Source organism: Pseudarthrobacter sp. PS3-L1, from assembly GCF_030063285.1.
Taxonomy (GTDB): domain Bacteria; phylum Actinomycetota; class Actinomycetes; order Actinomycetales; family Micrococcaceae; genus Arthrobacter.
Window position 1 is genome coordinate 317,481 of record NZ_JASISU010000002.1, and the last position, 19,458, is coordinate 336,938.

Annotated in this window: 16 protein-coding genes; 12 read left to right on the forward strand and 4 right to left on the reverse strand. The window is 61.6% G+C overall.

The features are described 5' to 3' along the window. Nucleotides 1-27: 27 nt before the first annotated feature. The 6 genes from mihF (at nucleotide 28) to QMG79_RS05945 (ending at nucleotide 6,291) form a co-directional block, all read left to right on the forward strand. The gene (gene mihF / locus QMG79_RS05920) at nucleotides 28-345 is read left to right on the forward strand and encodes an integration host factor, actinobacterial type (protein WP_283537654.1); all 318 of its coding nucleotides are present in this window, start codon (nucleotides 28-30) and stop codon (nucleotides 343-345) included. Between the two features lie 45 nt (nucleotides 346-390). Further along, nucleotides 391-963 carry a guanylate kinase gene (gmk, locus tag QMG79_RS05925; protein ID WP_283537655.1) on the forward strand — a complete coding sequence of 191 codons (573 nt, stop codon included), beginning with the start codon at nucleotides 391-393 and terminating at the stop codon, nucleotides 961-963. A 40-nt stretch (nucleotides 964-1,003) separates the two neighbouring features. Beyond that, nucleotides 1,004-1,264, forward strand: a complete 261-nt coding sequence (gene rpoZ, locus QMG79_RS05930; RefSeq protein ID WP_283537656.1) for a DNA-directed RNA polymerase subunit omega — start codon at nucleotides 1,004-1,006, stop codon at nucleotides 1,262-1,264. A 40-nt stretch (nucleotides 1,265-1,304) separates the two neighbouring features. After that, nucleotides 1,305-2,555 (forward strand): bifunctional phosphopantothenoylcysteine decarboxylase/phosphopantothenate--cysteine ligase CoaBC, encoded by a 1,251-nt coding sequence (coaBC, locus tag QMG79_RS05935; protein ID WP_283537657.1) that lies wholly within the window; start codon nucleotides 1,305-1,307, stop codon nucleotides 2,553-2,555. A 75-nt stretch (nucleotides 2,556-2,630) separates the two neighbouring features. Continuing rightward, nucleotides 2,631-3,863 (forward strand): methionine adenosyltransferase, encoded by a 1,233-nt coding sequence (gene metK, locus QMG79_RS05940; RefSeq protein WP_283537658.1) that lies wholly within the window; start codon nucleotides 2,631-2,633, stop codon nucleotides 3,861-3,863. A gap of 331 nt (nucleotides 3,864-4,194) precedes the next feature. After that, complete coding sequence (locus tag QMG79_RS05945) at nucleotides 4,195-6,291, forward strand: primosomal protein N' family DNA-binding protein (protein WP_283538016.1); 2,097 nt, start codon at nucleotides 4,195-4,197, stop codon at nucleotides 6,289-6,291. Here the strand turns inward: QMG79_RS05945 and QMG79_RS05950 are convergent. Genes QMG79_RS05950 through QMG79_RS05965 form a run of 4 tightly spaced genes read right to left on the reverse strand, consistent with a single transcriptional unit; the run spans nucleotide 6,288 to nucleotide 10,161 of the window. Further along, nucleotides 6,288-7,367 carry a glycosyltransferase family 4 protein gene (locus QMG79_RS05950; protein ID WP_283537659.1) on the reverse strand — a complete coding sequence of 360 codons (1,080 nt, stop codon included), beginning with the start codon at nucleotides 7,365-7,367 and terminating at the stop codon, nucleotides 6,288-6,290. The genes QMG79_RS05945 and QMG79_RS05950 overlap by 4 nt on opposite strands. Next, nucleotides 7,364-8,293, reverse strand: a complete 930-nt coding sequence (locus QMG79_RS05955) for an alpha/beta fold hydrolase (protein WP_502934704.1) — start codon at nucleotides 8,291-8,293, stop codon at nucleotides 7,364-7,366. Before QMG79_RS05955 ends, QMG79_RS05950 begins: the two co-directional genes overlap by 4 nt. An 8-nt stretch (nucleotides 8,294-8,301) precedes the next feature. Beyond that, nucleotides 8,302-9,177: an aldo/keto reductase gene (locus QMG79_RS05960; RefSeq protein ID WP_283537660.1), complete on the reverse strand. Its 876-nt coding sequence runs from the start codon at nucleotides 9,175-9,177 to the stop codon at nucleotides 8,302-8,304. Nucleotides 9,178-9,186: 9 nt separating this feature from the next. After that, on the reverse strand, nucleotides 9,187-10,161 hold the full coding sequence (locus QMG79_RS05965) for a sugar-binding transcriptional regulator (protein ID WP_283537661.1): 975 nt from the start codon (nucleotides 10,159-10,161) through the stop codon (nucleotides 9,187-9,189). Between the two features lie 177 nt (nucleotides 10,162-10,338). On the opposite strand from QMG79_RS05965, the gene QMG79_RS05970 reads away from it, so the two are divergent. The 6 genes from QMG79_RS05970 to QMG79_RS05995 all read left to right on the forward strand — a co-directional run bounded on the left by QMG79_RS05970 (nucleotide 10,339) and on the right by QMG79_RS05995 (nucleotide 19,354). Continuing rightward, nucleotides 10,339-12,069, forward strand: a complete 1,731-nt coding sequence (locus QMG79_RS05970) for a glycerol-3-phosphate dehydrogenase/oxidase (protein WP_283537662.1) — start codon at nucleotides 10,339-10,341, stop codon at nucleotides 12,067-12,069. Nucleotides 12,070-12,162: 93 nt separating this feature from the next. After that, nucleotides 12,163-12,912: an MIP/aquaporin family protein gene (locus tag QMG79_RS05975; protein ID WP_283537663.1), complete on the forward strand. Its 750-nt coding sequence runs from the start codon at nucleotides 12,163-12,165 to the stop codon at nucleotides 12,910-12,912. 70 nt (nucleotides 12,913-12,982) lie between these two features. Further along, the gene (glpK, locus tag QMG79_RS05980; RefSeq protein WP_283537664.1) at nucleotides 12,983-14,497 is read left to right on the forward strand and encodes a glycerol kinase GlpK; all 1,515 of its coding nucleotides are present in this window, start codon (nucleotides 12,983-12,985) and stop codon (nucleotides 14,495-14,497) included. A 334-nt stretch (nucleotides 14,498-14,831) separates the two neighbouring features. Continuing rightward, on the forward strand, nucleotides 14,832-17,354 hold the full coding sequence (gene leuS / locus QMG79_RS05985) for a leucine--tRNA ligase (protein ID WP_283537665.1): 2,523 nt from the start codon (nucleotides 14,832-14,834) through the stop codon (nucleotides 17,352-17,354). 55 nt (nucleotides 17,355-17,409) lie between these two features. Continuing rightward, on the forward strand, nucleotides 17,410-18,384 hold the full coding sequence (locus QMG79_RS05990; protein WP_283537666.1) for a DegV family protein: 975 nt from the start codon (nucleotides 17,410-17,412) through the stop codon (nucleotides 18,382-18,384). Nucleotides 18,385-18,433: 49 nt separating this feature from the next. After that, on the forward strand, nucleotides 18,434-19,354 hold the full coding sequence (locus QMG79_RS05995) for a ComEA family DNA-binding protein (protein ID WP_283537667.1): 921 nt from the start codon (nucleotides 18,434-18,436) through the stop codon (nucleotides 19,352-19,354). Nucleotides 19,355-19,458 lie beyond the last annotated feature (104 nt).

A 19,458-nucleotide genomic window follows, 5' to 3' on the forward strand; every position in this document is an offset into this window, starting at 1 on the left:
CCCTACGACGATGCGGGAGATGGACCCATGACCCTCCGGCCCCTGACCACCGAGGAACGCAGTGCCGCTCTTACAAAGGCTGCCGCCGCCAGGGCAACCCGCGCGGCACTGAAGGAGCGGCTCAAGAGTGGCGAATTGAGTATCACCGAGATGCTTGATCTCTCGGCAACTGATGACGCCCTGGCACGGCTGCGCGTTGTGGAACTCCTTGAGGCCCTTCCTGGCATTGGGAAGGTCCGTGCCAGCGCCATTATGGAGCAGTTGGGAATCGCGAGGTCCCGACGGCTCCGGGGCTTGGGCATTCACCAACGCCGAGCGCTGGTAGATTTTATAGACGCAAAGTAGGGCCGCCGCAATTCTGGCCCGGCATCCGTCGCTGCAAAGGAATACGTGAGCAAGAATCCCGGACTGACAGTCCTCGCTGGCCCCACCGCAGTAGGTAAGGGCACCGTTTCCACCTACATCCGTGACAATTATCCTGAGGTGTGGCTCTCTGTGTCGGCCACCACCAGGGCGCCACGTCCGGGCGAGGAGGACGGCGTCCACTACTTTTTCAAGGGTCGTGAAGAATTCGAATCGCTGGTTGCCGAGGGAGACTTCCTGGAGTGGGCAGTTGTTCACGGCCAGAACACGTATGGGACGCTGAGAAGTACTGTCAACCAGGCCATCGCCGACGGTCGCTCGGTCCTTTTGGAAATTGACCTGCAGGGTGCCCGCCAGGTCAAGGAAGCGCTGCCTGACGCCAATTTTGTCTTCCTGGCGCCACCGTCCTGGGACGAATTGGTCCGTCGGCTTGTGGGCCGCGGCACGGAAAGTGCCGAAGAGCAGCAGCGGCGGCTGGAAACCGCTAAACTGGAACTTGCCGCTGAACCGGAGTTCGATCACACAGTCGTTAATGACGACATTCGCCGGGCGGCAGACGAACTTGTTTCACTCATGGGGCTGATTCCTCACCCACGCTAGCGCGTGGCCCGGGACTGCCCGCTAGAACTTTGGAGAATTCGTGTCTACGAACCTTGAAGGCATCATCAACCCGCCGATCGATTCGCTGCTTGAGGCAGCCGATTCTAAGTACGGACTGGTGATCTTTGGTGCCAAGCGCGCACGCCAGATCAACGCCTACTACGCGCAGCTGCACGAGGGCCTCTTTGAGTACGTCGGACCCCTGGTCGACACCAAGCTGAACGAGAAGTCCCTTTCCATCGCGCTGCGTGAAATCAACGAGGGCAAGTTGGTCTCGACGCCTATCGAGTCCGCAGAGTAGTCAAAGCCGCACATTGACGATTGTTGCTGACGGAGCCTAAGTGCGAATAGTCCTCGGAGTCGGGGGAGGGATAGCTGCCTACAAAGTGGCGTCCCTCCTCCGACTTTTTACTGAATCCGGCCATGACGTCTCCGTCATTCCCACGGAGGCGTCCACGCGCTTCGTCGGAACGGCCACCTGGGAGGCCCTCTCCGGCAATCCTGTGACCAACAGCGTGTTTGACGCTATCCCACAGGTCAACCACGTCCGGTTGGGGCACGAAGCCGATCTGATAGTGGTCGCGCCGGCAACGGCTGACATTATGGCCCGGGCTGCTTCCGGCCAGGCCAACGACCTCCTGACGACCACCCTGCTGATGGCACACGGGCCTGTCCTCTTTGCTCCGGCAATGCATACGGAAATGTGGCAGCATGCGGCCACGCAGGCGAACGTTGACACGCTCCGCAGGCGGGGCATCCATGTGCTCGAGCCGGCCGTAGGAAGGCTGACAGGCTCTGATTCCGGTCCGGGCCGCCTTCCGGAGGTAGCAGACATTTTCGCAGCTGCCATGGCGCTCGTCGAGCCTGACGCGATGGCGACACAAACACTGGCAGGCGTGCGGGTTACCATCAGCGCCGGCGGTACCCGGGAGCCGCTGGACCCGGTCCGTTTCCTAGGAAACCGGTCGTCCGGGAAACAGGGTGTTGCACTGGCCCAGGCAGCCCTGGCGGCCGGTGCAACCGTTCGCCTCCTGGCGGCGCACCTTGATGTAGCACCCCCCGCCGGCGTCGAGGTTGTCCCGGTGGAAACTGCCCTTGAACTTCGGGACGCCGCACGTGCTGCATCCCGGGAATCCGATGTTGTCATCATGGCGGCAGCCGTCGCTGATTTCAGGCCGTCAGCTGTCTCGGAGCGCAAGATCAAAAAGCGCGACGATATTGCGGACCCCACCATCACCCTGGTCCGTAATCCGGACATCCTCCAGGAACTGGTCCAGTTGCGCAGTGAGACCAACCGGCGCCAGCTGATTGTCGGATTTGCTGCCGAAACCGGTGATGCGGACGCGGATGTCCTGACCTATGCACGGGCCAAACTCCAACGCAAAGGCTGCGACCTCCTCGTGGTCAACCACGTGGGGCCGAATCGCGTCTTTGGCCAGGACACCACAGCCGTAGTCATCCTTGCAGCCTCCGGCTCCGAACCTCAGGAGGCAACGGGCACCAAGAAGGACGTCTCAACGGTGATCATCAATCGCATCGTGGACGAACTTCGCAGTGTTCCACCTCGTCATCAGCCTGACCAGGAGCCCTGAGCACCTCCTCCGGCATGTCTCGACGCGAGAAGAAACATCCCGCAGACTCCAATTTCCAACCAGTAAGGTAGTTGAGTGACTTCACCGCTGCACACCCCCGCGTCCCAAGCAGTTTCGCCAGCCCTCAGGCTCTTCACCTCGGAGTCTGTCACAGAAGGCCATCCTGACAAGATCTGCGACCAGATTAGCGATGCCATCCTAGATGCGCTGCTCGCAGCGGACCCAGATTCACGCGTCGCTGTGGAAACGATGGCAACAACAGGCTTGGTCCATGTCGCAGGCGAGGTCACCACCAACGCCTATGTCGAGATTCCCCAGATCGTCAGGGACACCATCCTGGGCATCGGCTACGACTCCTCAGCCAACGGGTTCGACGGCGCCCGGTGCGGTGTCTCGGTGTCGATTGGGCAGCAGTCCAATGACATCTCCGGCGGAGTGTTCAATTCCCTCGAGTCCCGTGAGGGGCGCAACGTGGACGCCTACGACCTGCAGGGAGCAGGCGATCAGGGCATCATGTTTGGCTACGCCAGCGACGAGACCCCCACATACATGCCTACCCCAATCTGGCTTGCGCACCGCCTGTCAGAGCGGCTGACGAAGGTAAGGAAAAACGGCCATCTTGCCTACCTGCGTCCTGATGGAAAGACGCAGGTCACCATCGGCTACGACGGGGACAGGCCCATTTCCGTCGAGACCGTTGTGATTTCCAGCCAGCACGCCGAAGGCACTAGCCTGGACCAGCTCCGGGCCGATCTCGCCTCCGAGGTCATCGATCCCGTGATGGCCGAGTCCAACCTGGATCTTTCGCGCACTGCCAACATCCTCAACCCTGCAGGCGAGTTCGTCATTGGCGGGCCAGTGGGCGACGCAGGGCTCACCGGACGCAAGATCATTGTCGATACCTACGGTGGCTTTGCCCGCCACGGCGGAGGCGCCTTCTCCGGCAAGGATCCCTCAAAGGTGGACCGGTCTGCTGCCTACGCCATGCGCTGGGTTGCCAAAAACGTTGTGGCAGCAGGTCTGGCAAAGCGAGCGGAAATCCAGATTGCGTACGCCATTGGCCAGGCCCGTCCGGTGGGGACCTATGTCGAGACGTTTGGTACCGAAACGGTTGATCCTGCAAAGATCAGTGCTGCAATCGCGGAGATCTTCGATCTGCGCCCACGGGCCATCATTGACGCCCTGGACCTCCGCCGTCCCATTTACTCCCGGACCGCCGCACACGGCCACTTCGGCCGCGAGGAGCCAGATTTCACCTGGGAGCGCCTTGACCGCGTTGATGCGTTCAAGGCCTTCTTCAACGCCTAGGACCGTGCGTCAGGAAAACTGACATACCCTGGCAGCTGTGTCAGGGGTGTGTGATTGGCTTGCAGTTGAGGGGCCGGCTGACCCGCCGGTCCCTTTTGCCATTAACGGTTTTTCCTCCAAGCGTTTCAGTGGCTCACGGTCTCCCAGGGCCCAGATTTTTATCGCACGGAAGGCAGGCATGGACGTTACCCCACAGCCCAGAGAGGGTGCGGAAAGTGCTGCCGACGAGCCCAGGAGTGCTCCGTTCGGCAATCTGGGATCCGCACCGCAGGCCAAGGCAGCAGAGCCGGTGCAGTTGTCCCTGCTCCATGGTTTTCCCGACCGTGCACCGATGGTGGCCGGCAAGGAGCTCGCTGCTGCCAACCCTGTTGCGCAGGTCAGGATCGAATCAGGTCTTCCACACCTTGATAGGCCCTTTGACTACAGCGTTCCCACAGGGTTGGACGATCTCGCGCAACCCGGGGTGCGGGTAAAGGTCAAATTTAATGGACAGGAACTGCCAGGCTACCTCGTGGGGCGCTCCGATACGTCGACGTCCGGGCAGCCCCTGGTGGCGCTGCACAAGGTGATCTCCGGCGTTCCGGTCCTCGCCCCCCAGATCCTCCAGCTCGCGGAGTCCGTCGCAGCACGCTACGCGGGAACCCTCAGCGACGTCCTGAGGGTCGCGGTACCACCACGAGTGGCCCGCTTGGACAAGGAATATCTTGCTGCCCAGGCGGCCGCCAGCACTCAGACTGCGGGGCCCTCGACGACGCGTCCCGAAGCGGCTGTTTCACGGGAGACGCCTGGCGTTTTCCAGGCCGCGGACGCGCACCAACCTGCTCATCCGTGGGCCGGTTACGTTCATGGTGCGGCCTTCCTCCGTCATCTGGCAGCAGGAGAATCACCGCGGGCGGCCGTGAGTATCCTGCAGGGCTACGGCACCTCGGGGTGGGCCGCAGCCCTCGCTGCGGCAGTAGCCGCCGTCAGGACCTCAGGACGGGGTGCCGTCGTCGTCGTCCCTGACTATCGCGACCTCGATCAGCTGGAGAAGGCCCTGTTGGAGGTGTTGCCCGCAGCAGATATCGCCCGGCTCAACGCCGACGACGGCCCGTCAGTACGGTACGGAAACTTTTTGCGTCTGCGCTCCGGGCAGGCAAGGGTTGCGATCGGTACCAGGGGCGCGTCGTATGCTCCAGTCAAGAATTTGGGCTTCGTTGCCTGCTGGGACGACGGTGATGATCTCCATACGGAACAGCGTGCACCGTACGCCCACACCCGGGAAGTCCTGCTCCTGAGGGCAGAGCAGGAGCAGGTCGCCTGCCTGTTCGCCGCGCACTCTCGCAGCACTGAGGTCCAGCGCCTTGTTGACGCTGGGTGGCTCCAGTCCGTGGCTGCTGATCGCCAGAGCATGCGGCGCTCGGTCCCTCGCGTCCTGAACACCGCCGACAGTTTTGAACTGGAACGAGACCCGCTGGCGAGGATGGCACGGCTACCGGGTGCCGCCTGGCGTGCGGCACAGGATGGCCTCAGGCACGGACCTGTCCTGATCCAGGTGGCTCGGGCCGGATACGCGCCCTCGCTTCTCTGCGAGAACTGTCGCGAACCGGCCCGGTGTCTGCGCTGTCAGGGACCGCTGGCCATTGCTGGTGGTGCAGCTGTCGCCGAGTGCCGTTGGTGTTCAACGCCAGAACCGCACTGGCAGTGTGCGCACTGCAGCGGCCGCCATCTCCGGCGCGGTGCCACGGGGGTCATCAGAACCGCAGAGGAACTCGGCAGGGCGTTTCCGGGGGCCACCGTCGTGACCTCAACAGGTGACGCGGTCAAGGCGTCGGTGGGGTCGTCTTCCGCGTTGGTGGTTGCGACTGTAGGTGCAGAACCCATCGCCGCTGGTGGCTACGCCGCCGCTTTGTTGCTCGACGGTGACTCCCTACTGCGGCGGGAAAATCTCCGGGCTGCAGAAGACACAGTCCGTCGCTGGTTTAATGCAGCCTCGCTGGTGCGGCCGCAGTCCGAAGGTGGCTTGGTCGTCATCACTGCAGAGGACGCAGCGTCAGTGGGAGCTTTGCTTCGCTGGGACCCGGCTGGTTTTGCTGGCCGAGAATTGGCTCTGCGCCGCGAGCTTCAGCTTCCGCCAGCTGTGCGCCTGGCGTCCCTGACAGGCACTAGCGCCGCCGTCGAACAATACACGGTTGCCATTACGGGAAGGCTCGAATCAGCTGGGGTTCATCTTCGGACAGCGGGACCAGCCCCGGTGGTGCTGCGGAACCGTGCGGTGCGCCACAGCGCTGCAGAAGAATCTTCCGACGATGTCCGAACCCTGTTCTTTATTCCGTTCGTCCATGCAAAAGAGGTCACGGCAATCATGCGGGCCATCCGCTCGGCGCAAGCTGCCAAAAGGACAAGCGAGCCGGTGCAGATCCGCCTGGACGGGAGCGACGTCCTCTAGCCTGCCTCGTGCAGGCTGCGAGCTTCCTGTGCGGCGGAAACAAGTTGGCGCGCAGACTCAGCCCAGCTGAAATCGGCGGCCCGCTGCACGGTACGTCGGGATGCGTTCGCCCAGACGTCATTATCATCGAATTCCCTGACGGCAGCGGCGAACTGCGCAGCAGATTCGGCAGGAACATACCGGACGGCGTCAGCACCCACCTCCCGGAAGATGGGCGTATCGCTGGCAATGACAGGTGTGCCCAGGGCCATGGCTTCGACCAGCGGCAACCCGTAGCCTTCTGCCCTGGACAGGCTGACAAGTGCCGTGGCGCGCAGCAGGAGCTGATCATAGGCCTCATCCGTTACGCCGTTGTGAAAAACCACCTGTCGGCCAGGCGGGACGAGGAACTCCAGCTCCTCGCGGCGCGCAGGACTGATCTTGCTCAAAAGATGCAGCGTGTAGCCATCCAGCTCAGCCATCCCGGCGATCAGCGTCTCGACATTCTTGTACGGCATGAAGGAACCCATGTAGACAAGTGACCTGTCGGAACCCTCGGCAGGATCGCGCACATGACGGGCGCCCTGAGGTGCGTTGCCTACGATTCGGACAGGTCGTCGTGTAAGTCGGTGCCGAGACATCAGAGACCTGGTGGTGGTACTGATGGTCGCGACGACGTCAGCACGATTCAACAGGAACCGCTGCGGCCAATACGCCTTGTGATATAGCCTCCACAGGAGACGAACGGGCGCTGGGAGGAATCCTGGGGGAGCCGGGTGCTCATAGTAGATCAGGTCATGCAGTGTCAGGATCAGCGGGTATTTTCGGCCCCAGCTGCCCATGGTCTGCATGGGGCACACCACCACGTCGGCGCCCAGCGTATTGATTTTCCGCGCCACAAAGACTTCGCGGGGCGAGAGCGGACTGTTGATCTGGGTATAGGGCACGTCGGGCAGAAGCTTCAGCTGGCGCTGATCGCTGATCAGCATGGAGACTTCTGCGATCTTCGCGGTTGCCTCGATGAGGCTCGCGCCGTAGCGGCTGATGCCGTCGTGGTGGTCCGTTCTGGTGAAACGGGCATCGATGATGATTTTCACGCGGGAGGTTCCTCAAGGAAGGTGCGGATGGCAGCGGCTGCCGGTTCGGGAGTTTCGTAGTGAATGAGATGCCCGACGTCGGGGATCACGCAGAGCGTGCCGTGCGGTAGTTCGCTCAGCAGCAGGTGCTGGTCCTTCAGGACTGCAATCTCGTCTTTCTCACCGGCAACCAAGAGCACCGGAAGTGCAAGACGCGTGGCCACCTCGCGGACATTTGAGCCCACGGAGGCCCGGAACGATTCCTGGAGTGCATCGCGGTTGGCGAAGGCGCTGAAATAGGAGTGGTGCTGGCCATGGATGAATCTACGCAACTGCGGATCGCGGGTTTTGGCCATTGTGATGCTCATAAGCCGGACAATCAGCGGGCTCCGGAGCACGGCCAGGCCAAGTCTCTCCGGCAGCCGTGCGGAAACCTGGTAATAGATAACGGCCAGCCTGGTGAGCAGGCCCTTCGGCCCTTCCAGGGCCGGGGCTGCGATGGGATTGATCAGGATGAGTTTGAGGACCGCGTCGGGATCTGCTGCCACAAAGTGTGAGGCGATGATCGACCCGAAAGAATGCCCCAGAAGTACTGTGTCCGCGCCCAGGCCTGTTGCAGCCATAAAGCCGTGAAGGAATTCTACGTAGCTGTCAACGGTATGGGGTTCTGATTCGAAGGCCGCAGACCTGCCGAATCCCGGTAAATCGGGCATGACGAGCCGCATTCCCGGAAGGTGGTCCGCAATGCGCAACAGGCCGTGGTGGTCACCGCGGAATCCGTGGACCGCAAGAACTGTGGGAGCGTCCGCCGGGGCTTCCACTGGTTCGTAGACCCAGTAGCCCACGGAGGATCCCATGACGGAGATCTTGGCCATCCGTGTTCGCCCCGGGAGGCTCGGGGTGAACCACTGATGGGCTTCTGCGCTCACGGGCTTTTTCACCTTCACCTTCACTCCTAGTTCACGCTGTCCGGGTGGGAGCCAGTTCGTTGATCACGGTCCAGGGCATCGATGGCAGCCATGGATTCACTGCTGAGGTGAAAGTCGAAGATTCGGTGGTTCTCGCGGATCCGGGCCTCGGAGCTTGCCTTCGGAATCACAACGTTGCCGTGCTGAATATGCCAGCGAAGAATGACCTGGGCAGGTGTGCGCCCGTAGTCCGCGGCCATCGCCACGAGAACTGGGTCGGCGAGGACCTGCCCCCGTCCCAGGGGGCTCCAGGCTTCTGTCCTGATGCCCAGGGCGTCATGCTTTAGGCGCAGTTCTCGCTGCTGCAGCCATGGATGGAGTTCAATCTGGTTTACGGCCGGCACCACGTCCGCCGAGGCGAGAAGTCGATCCAGATGCCTTGCCTGGAAGTTGGATACTCCAATGGCCCGCACCCTGCCTTCCGCATACAGGGTCTCCAGGGCACGCCACGTTTCCCGGTACAGGTCCCGCTCGGGGCAAGGCCAGTGGATCAGGTACAGGTCCAGGTATTCAAGGCCCAAATTGCTCATGGACGAATCAAAGGCACGCAGCGTTGCGTCGTAGCCGTGATCGTCATTCCACACCTTCGTGGTGACAAACAGATCGCCCCGCGAAAGGCGCGGGTGCTGTTCACCCGAGCCGCCGACGTCGGACGTTGACGTAAAGGGACCAAGCCCACCGATGGCACGTCCAACACCGGCTTCGTTGCCATACATGGCAGCTGTGTCCAGGTGCCGGTATCCAGCATCCAGCGCCGTGCTGGCAAGGTCCTGGGCATCAGGCGCAGGCACCTTATAGAACCCAAAACCGAGCTGGTCCATCAGTACTCCGTTATTGAGGCGCAGTTGCGGTTCAATTCTCATACCCCGACTCTACCGAGACTGCTGGGGCATGCTGTCCAGGCTCACCAGGCGTCGCGCTGTTCCTTCATCAAGGATCAGGTCAGTGGCAAGGCCAGCAGCAAGGGCCCCCCGGAGGCCATTGATCTTTGATGCCCCTGATACAACGCAAATCCGGCGGCGCACCTGACGCAGCTCCGCCAACGACGGACCTGTCGAGCGTTCGTTGAGCGTGATGCCATCAGAGGAGCCATCGGAGCGGAAAAACACCGTTGCGACGTCACCGACGACGTCAGAGGAGGAAAGCACCTTGAGGTCTTCTTCCGCAAGGTAGCCACCGGCGTAGACATGGCTGGGGTAGCTGGAGTCGACAGATCCAACGCCAAAGATCGCGATACTCATCCGTGACTGCAGATCGAGGATGCGCTGGACGCTCCGCTCATTCCACATGGCCCTTTTTGTGTCGGCGTGGTCAAAGAACGCTGGCACGGGAAACTGTTCCACCTGCGCGCCGTAGGCACTTCCAAATCTACGCATGATGTCGCTGGCGTAGGTCAGCCCTGTTGTATGCATGTTGCCGGCACCGTTGAGCTGCACAATGACGCTGTCGTGGGTTATTTTCCGGGTCAGATGCCTGCTGACGGCGCTCAGGGTCGATCCCCAGGCAACACCGATGGTCGCGTTGGAGTCAACGAGTGGACCAATTGTCCGGGCCGCCTGCATGGCCACGCGGTCCAGTGTCTCGGCCTCGTTGAGTGTCTCCAGGACGGGAACTACGTGGACGTCGACGGCGTAGCGCATCCGGATGCGCCCCTCAAGTTCTGGTCCAGTATCCAGGGGGTTGCGAATTTGGATCTGGACCAGGCCGGAGTCCCTTGCCGAGGAGAGTAGCCGCGAAACGGTTGACCGGGAGGTCCGCAGTTCACGGGCAATTGCATCCATGGTCAGATCCTGCAAATAGTACATTTGTGCAGCTCGGAGGGCATCCGAGTCTTTTGAGCGGGTCATTGCCCTTCCCTTCTGCACGTTTGTGCATTGTGCTTGACTCCATTTTCCATTGTTTCCAAGAATAGGAGAAGAGCCGCGCCACGCAGCACGTGCGTGCCGCGCAGGACCAAACCCGAGGGAGTTGTTTTGGGACCCAAAGAACCACATGGCCACGGCACAGAGGCGCAGGAGCCAGCAGTGACCCGGACCGCAGTATCCAATATCCGGAACCGCCCCAAGGCCCAGGTTCTTGTTGTCGGCGGAGGCATCAATGGTGTCGGTACGTTCCGCGATCTGGCCCTTCAAGGGGTCGACGTCGTTCTCGTCGAGCGTGGCGACTACTGCCAGGGCGCCAGCGGTGCGTCCTCCCACATGATCCATGGTGGCATCCGCTACCTGGAGAATGGTGAATTCCGACTGGTCCAGGAATCAGTCGTCGAGCGTAACCGCCTCCTGCGGATTGCCCCGCACTACGTGAAGCCGCTGCAGACAACAATCCCCATCTACAGCACGTTCTCCGGCATCCTGTCAGCGCCTGCGCGATTCCTGACGCACAAGCAGGGAAAGCCCAAGGAACGCGGCGCCTTCCTGATCAAAATCGGTCTGACCATTTACGACTTCTTCTCTCGTGACGGCGGTTCAGTTCCGCGGCACAAGTTCCATGGCCGCAAGAAGGCACTGGCAGAGATGCCGCAGCTTCCCGCCAACCTGAAGTACGCAGCGACATATTTTGACGCTTCAGTGCACAACCCTGAGCGCCTGACGCTCGACGTACTGCAGGACGGCGAAAAAGCCGGCGTTAACGGCGGCGGGGCTACCTCGAGGGCCAGCAACTACCTATCCCTCGCCAGCATGGACGCCGGAAACGGCGGCACAGTCACGTTGCGCGACGAACTCACAGGCGAGACTTTTGACTTCTCCGCAGACGTGATCGTCAACACCACCGGCGCGTGGGTGGACTTCACGAACGAGGCAATGGGAGCAGTCTCCTCCTACATGGGCGGCACGAAGGGCTCGCACATCGTGCTGGACCACCCTGAGCTGTTGGCAGCATGTAACGGGGGCGAGCTCTTCTTCGAGCACACTGACGGCCGTATTGTGCTGATCTACCCGATGGAAGACCGCGTATTGGTTGGCACCACGGATATCGATGCCAACATGAACGAGGATGCAGTCTGCACGGACGAGGAAATCGAGTACTTCTTCGACCTCATAGGCCACGTCTTCCCCAATATCAAGGTCACCAACGACCAGATCGTCTACACCTTCTCGGGCGTGCGTCCATTGCCCCGGCACGACGCCACGGCTCCCGGCTTCGTCTCCCGCGACTACCGCATCGAACGTCGCCAGCTGCCTGCATCCGACGGTGGCCCAAGTGCAGTGCTGAGCCTGGTGGGCGGCAAATGGACCACATTCCGCGCACTCGCCGAGCACATGACCAACGATGTCCTCAAGGAACTCGGGGTAGAGCGTAAGGTGTCCACAGCGAAGCTCGCAATCGGCGGCGGTGCCGGATTCCCCGACACCGAGTCTGGCGTGCAGATGTGGATCAAGTCACACATGAGTTCTACCCGAGATGCAGATCGTACGGCAGTCCTGTTGACCCGCTATGGCACCAGGGCTGAAGATGTGATGCGGTACCTCGATGGTGGTTCGGACAGGCTGCTGCACTCGTCCCGTGAACTCTCGGTGCGCGAGCTGGAATTCATGGCCGAGAACGAACAGATTGGACACCTGGTGGACGTTCTGATCCGCAGGACATCCCTGGCGTTCCGCGGTTTGGTCACCGGTGAACTTCTTAACGAGATTGCTGATGTACTGGCGGGTCCGTTGGGATGGAGCGCTGCTGTACGCAGCGAGGAGATCAAGCACGCGCAGAATGTGCTGGATCGCTTCCACAGGGTGCAGGTCCACAGCTTGGTTGCCTAGGCAACCACGGTTCGGCCGGAGGGTAGTCACTACCCTCCGGCCCCACAGCCCCTGATGACCAGGGGCTGATAACAGAAAATGGAGGAGTCAACGATGTCTCTTGGAATAGTGTTTTTATCCGAACTTTTCGGAACGGCCATGCTCACACTGCTTGGCTGTGGCGTAGTCGCCAACGTGGCCCTCAAGGGCACTAAAGGCTACAACGCAGGATTCTTGATGGTCACATGGGGCTGGGGCCTGGCAGTCTTCGCCGGCGTCTTCGTCGCTGCCAAGTCTGGCGCACACCTCAACCCTGCAGTCACGATCGGTCTTCTCGCCAATGGTGGCGGGACGTATGCAACCGATGTTCCCATTACTTTCGCTTCGACAGTGACCTACCTTGGTGCCGAACTCTTGGGCGCATTCCTGGGTGCGGTTGTTTGCTGGCTCGCCTACAAGCAGCACTTCGATGCTGAGCCTGAGGCCCCCGCCAAACTCGGTGTTTTCTCAACCGGTCCCGCAATCCGCTCCACCCCATGGAACCTGGCTACCGAAATCATCGGCACCTTTGTCCTCGTCTTCGTGATCCTTGCTTTCGGTGGGACTCCTTCGGGACTTGGCCCGCTGGCCGTTGCACTGCTCGTAGTTGGTATCGGCGTTTCACTCGGTGGACCCACCGGCTACGCCATCAACCCGGCACGTGACCTCGGTCCCCGTATTGCCCACGCACTGCTTCCCATCAAGGGCAAGGGTTCCAGCGACTGGAGCTACTCCTGGATCCCCGTTGTAGGACCCCTCGTTGGTGGTGCGCTGGCTGGCGTAGCCGCCAATGTGCTGCCGATCATTTTCGTAGCAGCAAGCTGATCCACCGACGAACCCTCCGTTCGTCCATCCGTTCACATCATTCGTCGATCATCAAGACAAGGACGTCACAATGAACCAGTACGTAATCGCCATCGACCAGGGCACCACCAGCAGCCGCGCCATCGTGTTTGATCACAGCGGCAACATCGTGTCCACCGGCCAGATGGAGCACGAGCAGATCTTCCCGAAGGCAGGCTGGGTTGAGCACAACCCCGCTGAAATCTGGAACAACACCCGCGAGGTCATCGCCTCGGCGCTGTCCAAGGCCAACCTGACGCGCCACGACATCGCAGCCGTGGGTATCACCAACCAGCGTGAGACCGCTGTGGTCTGGGACAAAAACACTGGCGAAGCTGTTTACAACGCCATCGTCTGGCAGGACACCCGCACGCAGTCAATTGTGGATGAACTTGCCAAGGATGGCGGCGCCGACCGCTTCAAAGCCACTGTTGGCCTGCCTCTCGCCACCTATTTCTCGGGCACGAAAATCAAATGGATTCTCGACAACGTCGATGGTGCGCGGGAAAAAGCAGAAGCTGGCGACCTGATCTTCGGCAACACGGATGCCTGGGTACTGTGGAACCTTACCGGCGGCACCGATGGTGGCGTCCATGTCACAGATGTCACGAACGCCTCACGCACACTCTTCATGGATCTTGAAACCCTGCAGTGGGATGAAGAGATCCTCGGTATCTTCGGGGTTCCCCTGTCGATGATGCCGACCATCAAGTCCTCCTCCGAGGTTTATGGCACAGTGCACACGTCGCAGCTGCTGCGCGAGACCCCTGTGGCCGGTATCCTCGGCGACCAGCAGGCGGCCACCTTTGGCCAGGCTGCCTTCGCCCAGGGCGAGGCCAAGAACACCTATGGCACCGGTTGCTTCCTCATCTTCAACACGGGTGAGGAGATTGTGCACTCCAAGAACGGCCTTCTGACGACGGTTGGCTACAAGCTTGGCGACGCGGCACCGCACTACGCCCTGGAAGGCTCCATTGCGGTGACCGGTTCACTGATTCAGTGGCTGCGCGATAACTTGGGCATGATCAGTTCTGCCCCTGAGGTTGAGACACTTGCCGCACAGGTCAAGGACAACGGTGGGGTCTACATTGTGCCTGCATTCTCCGGTCTGTTTGCGCCTTACTGGCGCTCCGATGCCCGTGGTGCGATTGTGGGCCTGACGCGTTTTGTGAACAAGAACCACATTGCCCGTGCTGCGCTGGAGGCCACGGCTTTCCAGACCCGCGAGGTTCTTGACGCCGTCAATGCCGACTCGGGAGTACCCCTGACGGAGCTGAAGGTCGACGGCGGTATGGTCGCCAACGATGAACTGATGCAGTTCCAGGCCGATATCCTTGGCGTGCCCGTGATTCGCCCCAAGGTGGTCGAGACCACCGCACTTGGTGCGGCCTACGCTGCAGGTCTCGCCGTTGGCTTCTGGAAGGACCTTGGCGAACTCTCAACGAACTGGTCCGAAGACAAGCGGTGGGAACCGTCCATGGAGCAGGCCGAGCAGGACCGCCAGATGCGGATGTGGAAGAAGGCAGTCACCAAGTCCATGGACTGGGTTGACGACGACGTAAAGTAGGCATTCCACGCCTGATGCCTTCGCTGTGAAGGGGGCCCCGCCCGTTTTGTGGGCACCCAAAGATGTTCCCGGGCCCCCTTCACAGCTCAGCGTCAGCAGGGCGGCAGTACCGACGTCCGCGGCGAATGGTTTGTTTTCCTTCGTGCGGTAAAGTTGTTTCATGCGTGCGATCCTTCTGCTTAGCCAGCCGCCAAGTGTCCGGACCAACGGATAGTTGAGCGGCAGCCCCTCACCTGTGAGGGGCTTTTGTGTGTCCGGGCGGAACTCGGGCCAGCAGTAGAAGGGCAGGAGTCGCGGCAGTACCCATGTCGCGACAGGACAGAAAAGGGCAGCAGTGACCGTTCACCCGGATACCACCGGAACATCAGCAGAGGGCGTAGTGGAGCCCACTGAAGGCATCTACAGCTTCCCCGCGATCGAGGCTAAATGGCAACAGGTGTGGGAGGAACTTAATGTCTTCGCGCCACTCGACGATGGTTCGCGCGAGCGGCGGTATGTCCTGGACATGTTCCCCTACCCTTCCGGTGACCTGCACATGGGCCACGCTGAGGCGTTCGCCATGGGCGATGTGGTCTCCAGGTACCTTCGCCAGCAGGGATTTGACGTGTTGCACCCCATTGGGTGGGACTCCTTCGGGCTCCCGGCAGAAAACGCGGCCATTAAACGCAATGCGCATCCCAGCGAGTGGACCTACGCCAATATCGATACCCAGGCCGCCTCGTTTCGTCGGTACGCCATTTCAGCCGACTGGTCCCGCCGGATCCATACCTCTGATCCTGAGTACTATCGATGGACCCAGTGGCTCTTCAAACGGTTCCACGAACGGGGCTTGGCGTACCGCAAGAATTCTCCGGTCAACTGGTGTCCCAAGGACCAGACTGTGCTCGCCAATGAACAGGTAGTTAACGGGGCCTGCGATCGATGCGGCACCATCGTGACCAAAAAACTCCTGAACCAGTGGTACTTCAAGATCACGGACTACGCCGACCGCCTCCTGGATGACATGGAGCAGCTCAAGGGTCACTGGCCCGAGCGCGTTCTGGCGATGCAAAAGAACTGGATCGGCCGCTCTGAGGGAGCCCACGTCAGCTTCGTCATCGAAGCCGCAGGAAACCGCGGACAGCAGGACGTCACGGTCTTTACCACCCGCCCAGATACCCTGCACGGCGCTACGTTCTTTGTTGTTGCCGCTGATGCGGAGATTGCCCGTGAGCTAACCACGGAGGACAGGCTTCCGGCACTCGAGGAGTACCGCGAACGGGTGAAGGCCCTGTCGGATATTGAGCGTCAGTCCACTGAACGAGCCAAGACCGGAGTCTTCACCGGCCGCTACGCTGTCAACCCACTCAATGGCGAAAAGCTTCCCGTCTGGGCAGCCGACTACGTCCTGGCTGACTACGGCACGGGTGCGATCATGGCGGTTCCCGCGCATGACCAGCGCGACCTCGACTTTGCCAAAGCATTTGACCTGCCGGTGCGTGCTGTCCTGGATACCGGGGCAGAGGACCCTGCGGTATCCGGTACGGCGACAACCGGCGAAGGTACCCTGATCAATTCAGGGGAACTTGACGGTTTGCCCAAGGCTGAGGCAATCCCCGCTGCCATTGCCCTGCTGGAACGCCAGGGAACAGGCAAGAAATTTGTGAACTTCCGGCTCCGGGACTGGCTGCTGAGCCGGCAGCGCTTCTGGGGTGCTCCGATCCCCATCATCCATTGCCCCACGTGCGGCGAGGTGCCGGTCCCCGACGACCAGCTTCCCGTCCGTTTACCCGATGACCTGCGGGGTGAGGACCTGGCACCCAAGGGAACCTCGCCGTTGGCAGCAGTCAGCGACTGGGTCAATGTCGAGTGCCCCTCCTGCGGGGGTCCCGCAACCCGGGATACAGACACCATGGATACCTTTGTGGATTCTTCCTGGTACTTCCTGCGTTTTGTCTCGCCGGACTACACAGAGGGGCCTTTCGATCCAGAGAAGGTTAACGCCTGGATGCCGGTAGGGCAGTACGTAGGCGGTGTTGAACACGCCATCCTCCACCTGCTCTACGCGCGTTTCTTCACAAAGGTCATCCACGACATGGGGATGATCGAAGCGAACGAACCGTTCCGCGCCTTGCTGAATCAGGGCCAGGTGCTCAACGGTGGCAAAGCGATGTCCAAATCCCTGGGAAACGGAGTCGACCTCGGTCAGCAGTTGGACAAATTCGGTGTGGACGCCGTGCGACTGACCATGATTTTTGCCTCCCCTCCGGAAGATGACGTCGACTGGGCGGATGTCTCGCCGTCGGGCTCTGCGAAATTCCTTGCCAGGGCGTGGCGCCTTGCCCAGGACGTCACCAGCGCACCGGGCGTTGAGCCTACTTCCGGTGAGCGTGCCCTGCGGACCGTGACGCACCGGACTGTCTCGGACGCTGCGGAGCTGCTGGACAACAACAAGTTCAATGTTGTTGTTGCCAAACTCATGGAATTGGTTAATGCCACCCGCAAGGTAATCGACACCGGTGCCGGGGGAGCGGATCCAGCCGTCCGGGAAGCAGCTGAGGCAGTTGCCGTCATTCTGAGCCTCTTTGCCCCCTACACGGCCGAAGACATGTGGCAGTCGCTGGGACACGAACCTTCTGTGGCCAACGCGGGCTGGCCCGTGGTGGACAGCGCACTGCTGGTCCAGGAGAGCGTCACCGCCGTTGTCCAGGTGCAGGGCAAGGTCCGTGACAGGCTTGAGGTGGCGCCGTCGATTACCGAGAACGAGCTGCGGGAACTGGCCCTTGCCTCTGAGGCTGTCCAGCGGGCCCTTGCCGGCCGGGACATCCGGACTGTTATCGTGCGGGCCCCTAAACTGGTGAATATCGTCCCGGCGTAGCCGGTGTGACGGCCGCCGGATTTTCCGGTGGCCGTCCGATGCCCAGGAAGGGACCATGCCTAACCAAGATCCAGGACGTTGGCCGTGGTTCAGGGACCGATTGGGGAGTGGCCGTAGGCCACCAGCCACGCCTGCAAAACGTGGGACGGTTGCCATTGTGACTGACTCCGCTGCGGCGCTCCCGCGGGAGTGGCTGGCAGAGTGCTCGACGGCGGGGCTGCTGACCGTAGTCACCATGTCCGTGATGGTCGCTGACCACGTCCACGCGGAAGACGAGGAAGACATAGCGGCCGTCATCTCGGTGGCCATGGCATCCGGAGCTCCCGTTAAGACCTCCCGTCCATCGCCTGGGCAGTTTGAACAGGCATACCGGGCAGCGCAGGCAGCGGGGTTCGACGCCGTAGTGTCGATCCATCTTTCTGGGGAACTTTCGGGGACGGTTGAGGCTGCCCGGCTGGCAGCTGGCAGGGTCAGCCTGCCTGTCCAGGTGGTTGATTCCAGGACCGTCGGTATGGCCATGGGCATGGCTGTCCAGGCGGCAGTGGTGGACTCAGCGAACGGTGGCGACAGCCGGTCTGTCGCTGCGGCTGCACGCGGGGCCCTTGCCCGCACGAGGGTCTATTTCTACGTTCCCAGCCTTGAGCAGCTGCGCCGCGGCGGTCGGATTGGTGCTGCTGCTTCCCTCGTGGGTACCGTGCTGGCTATCAAGCCGATCCTGTCCGTCGAGGATGGCAGGATCGTCCCGCTCGAAAAAGTGCGGTCTGCAGCCCGGGCCGTGGCGCGACTTGAGGAACTGGTGGTGCAGGATGCCTGCACCAGACCTGCTGGCACAGCAGCCCTGGCAGTGCATCACTTTGGGAATCCAGCAGAAGCGGCACACTTGGCGGAACGCCTGGCCCTGGCCCTTCCGCTCTGCCCACCGGCCTCGACGAGTGCGCTGCCAACGGTGCTGGCCGCTCATGCTGGACTTGGTGTCCTGGCTGTCATAGTAGGTGAGCAGCCACGTCCAGGGACCGCTTTGTCCACATAGCGCTGACCTGATCTGGAACGGCCGATCATTGCGGCATAGCGTGAACGCCATGACGTCCCATGGTGCCCGCGGCCCCCGCCCGGAATCGCCGCGCCATGTCCGCGACAGGCTGCACGCCAGCCTTGGATCCGCACCGGGCCTGCTGGAACCGGTGCAGGGTGGCCGGAGTGAAACATTGCGTCCGCTCTCCCTGAAAGTAGGGGACGAGCCAGCCGGGCCCCTGGCGGGAGACGATGTCCCAGCTGTCCGGATCCGCTTTCGACTCGGTGTTCTTCCGGTGGCCCTTGCCGCTCTCCTGTGCTCCGCCCTCGCTGCGTTTCTGTTCTGGCAGTCCGCCACCTCCGAGACCAGCATCCAGGCAATCAACGACATGGAGTCCCAGACACAGGGCAAAGCCGTGGGTCCTTCATCCATGCCCGGTGGTGAATCCGCAAGCCCGCTGTCCGGTCCGGGATCAACCGGTACCGGTTCGTTCAGTAGCGCTCTACCCGAGCCTGATGGCACCGGCCACGCCGGACAGGTAGTTGTGGTTCATGTAGCTGGCGCTGTTCTCCACCCCGGCATCGTGGTCCTCCCTGCGGGGAGTCGGGTCCACCAGGCGCTCGACGCGGCCGGCGGAGCAGCACCGGATGGCTTGCCTGATGAGCTCAACCTCGCTGAAGTACTGACAGATGGCCAAAAAATCCGGGTTCGCGTGCTCGGCGAGGATCTTCCGGTTGAAGCAGTAGGCCAACCCCCGGTCACAGGATCTCGTGCGGGACCAACTGCCGGGGGTATTTTGGTGAACCTGAATACCGCGACCCTCGAAGAGTTGGGAACACTGCCTCGGGTGGGACCTGTTCTGGCCCAGCGCATCATCGACTGGCGGACCGCGCACGGCGTATTCGGCAGTGTGGAGGAGCTTGACGCAGTGGAGGGCGTTGGCCCAAAAATGCTGGAGTCACTGCTGCCCCTCGTGAGGGTGTCATGAATGCGACAGGGAGGAACAGCGACCACTGGCACGACACTCCGGTTCAGCGTGATGCGGAGAGTCAGATGGGGACCGGCCAGGGATGGCATCGTTTCGTTCAGTCG

Bases quoted from the DNA above. Each gene is read 5' to 3' on its own strand.
- QMG79_RS05960 (WP_283537660.1), bottom strand. From the start codon at position 9,177: ATGAGAATTGAACCGCAACTGCGCCTCAATAACGGAGTACTGATGGAC.
- QMG79_RS05995 (WP_283537667.1), top strand. From the start codon at position 18,434: ATGACGTCCCATGGTGCCCGCGGCCCCCGCCCGGAATCGCCGCGCCAT.
- QMG79_RS05975 (WP_283537663.1), top strand. From the start codon at position 12,163: ATGTCTCTTGGAATAGTGTTTTTATCCGAACTTTTCGGAACGGCCATG.
- QMG79_RS05965 (WP_283537661.1), bottom strand. From the start codon at position 10,161: ATGACCCGCTCAAAAGACTCGGATGCCCTCCGAGCTGCACAAATGTAC.
- QMG79_RS05945 (WP_283538016.1), top strand. From the start codon at position 4,195: ATGGTGGCCGGCAAGGAGCTCGCTGCTGCCAACCCTGTTGCGCAGGTC.
- mihF (WP_283537654.1), top strand. From the start codon at position 28: ATGACCCTCCGGCCCCTGACCACCGAGGAACGCAGTGCCGCTCTTACA.
- QMG79_RS05990 (WP_283537666.1), top strand. From the start codon at position 17,410: ATGCCTAACCAAGATCCAGGACGTTGGCCGTGGTTCAGGGACCGATTG.
- glpK (WP_283537664.1), top strand. From the start codon at position 12,983: ATGAACCAGTACGTAATCGCCATCGACCAGGGCACCACCAGCAGCCGC.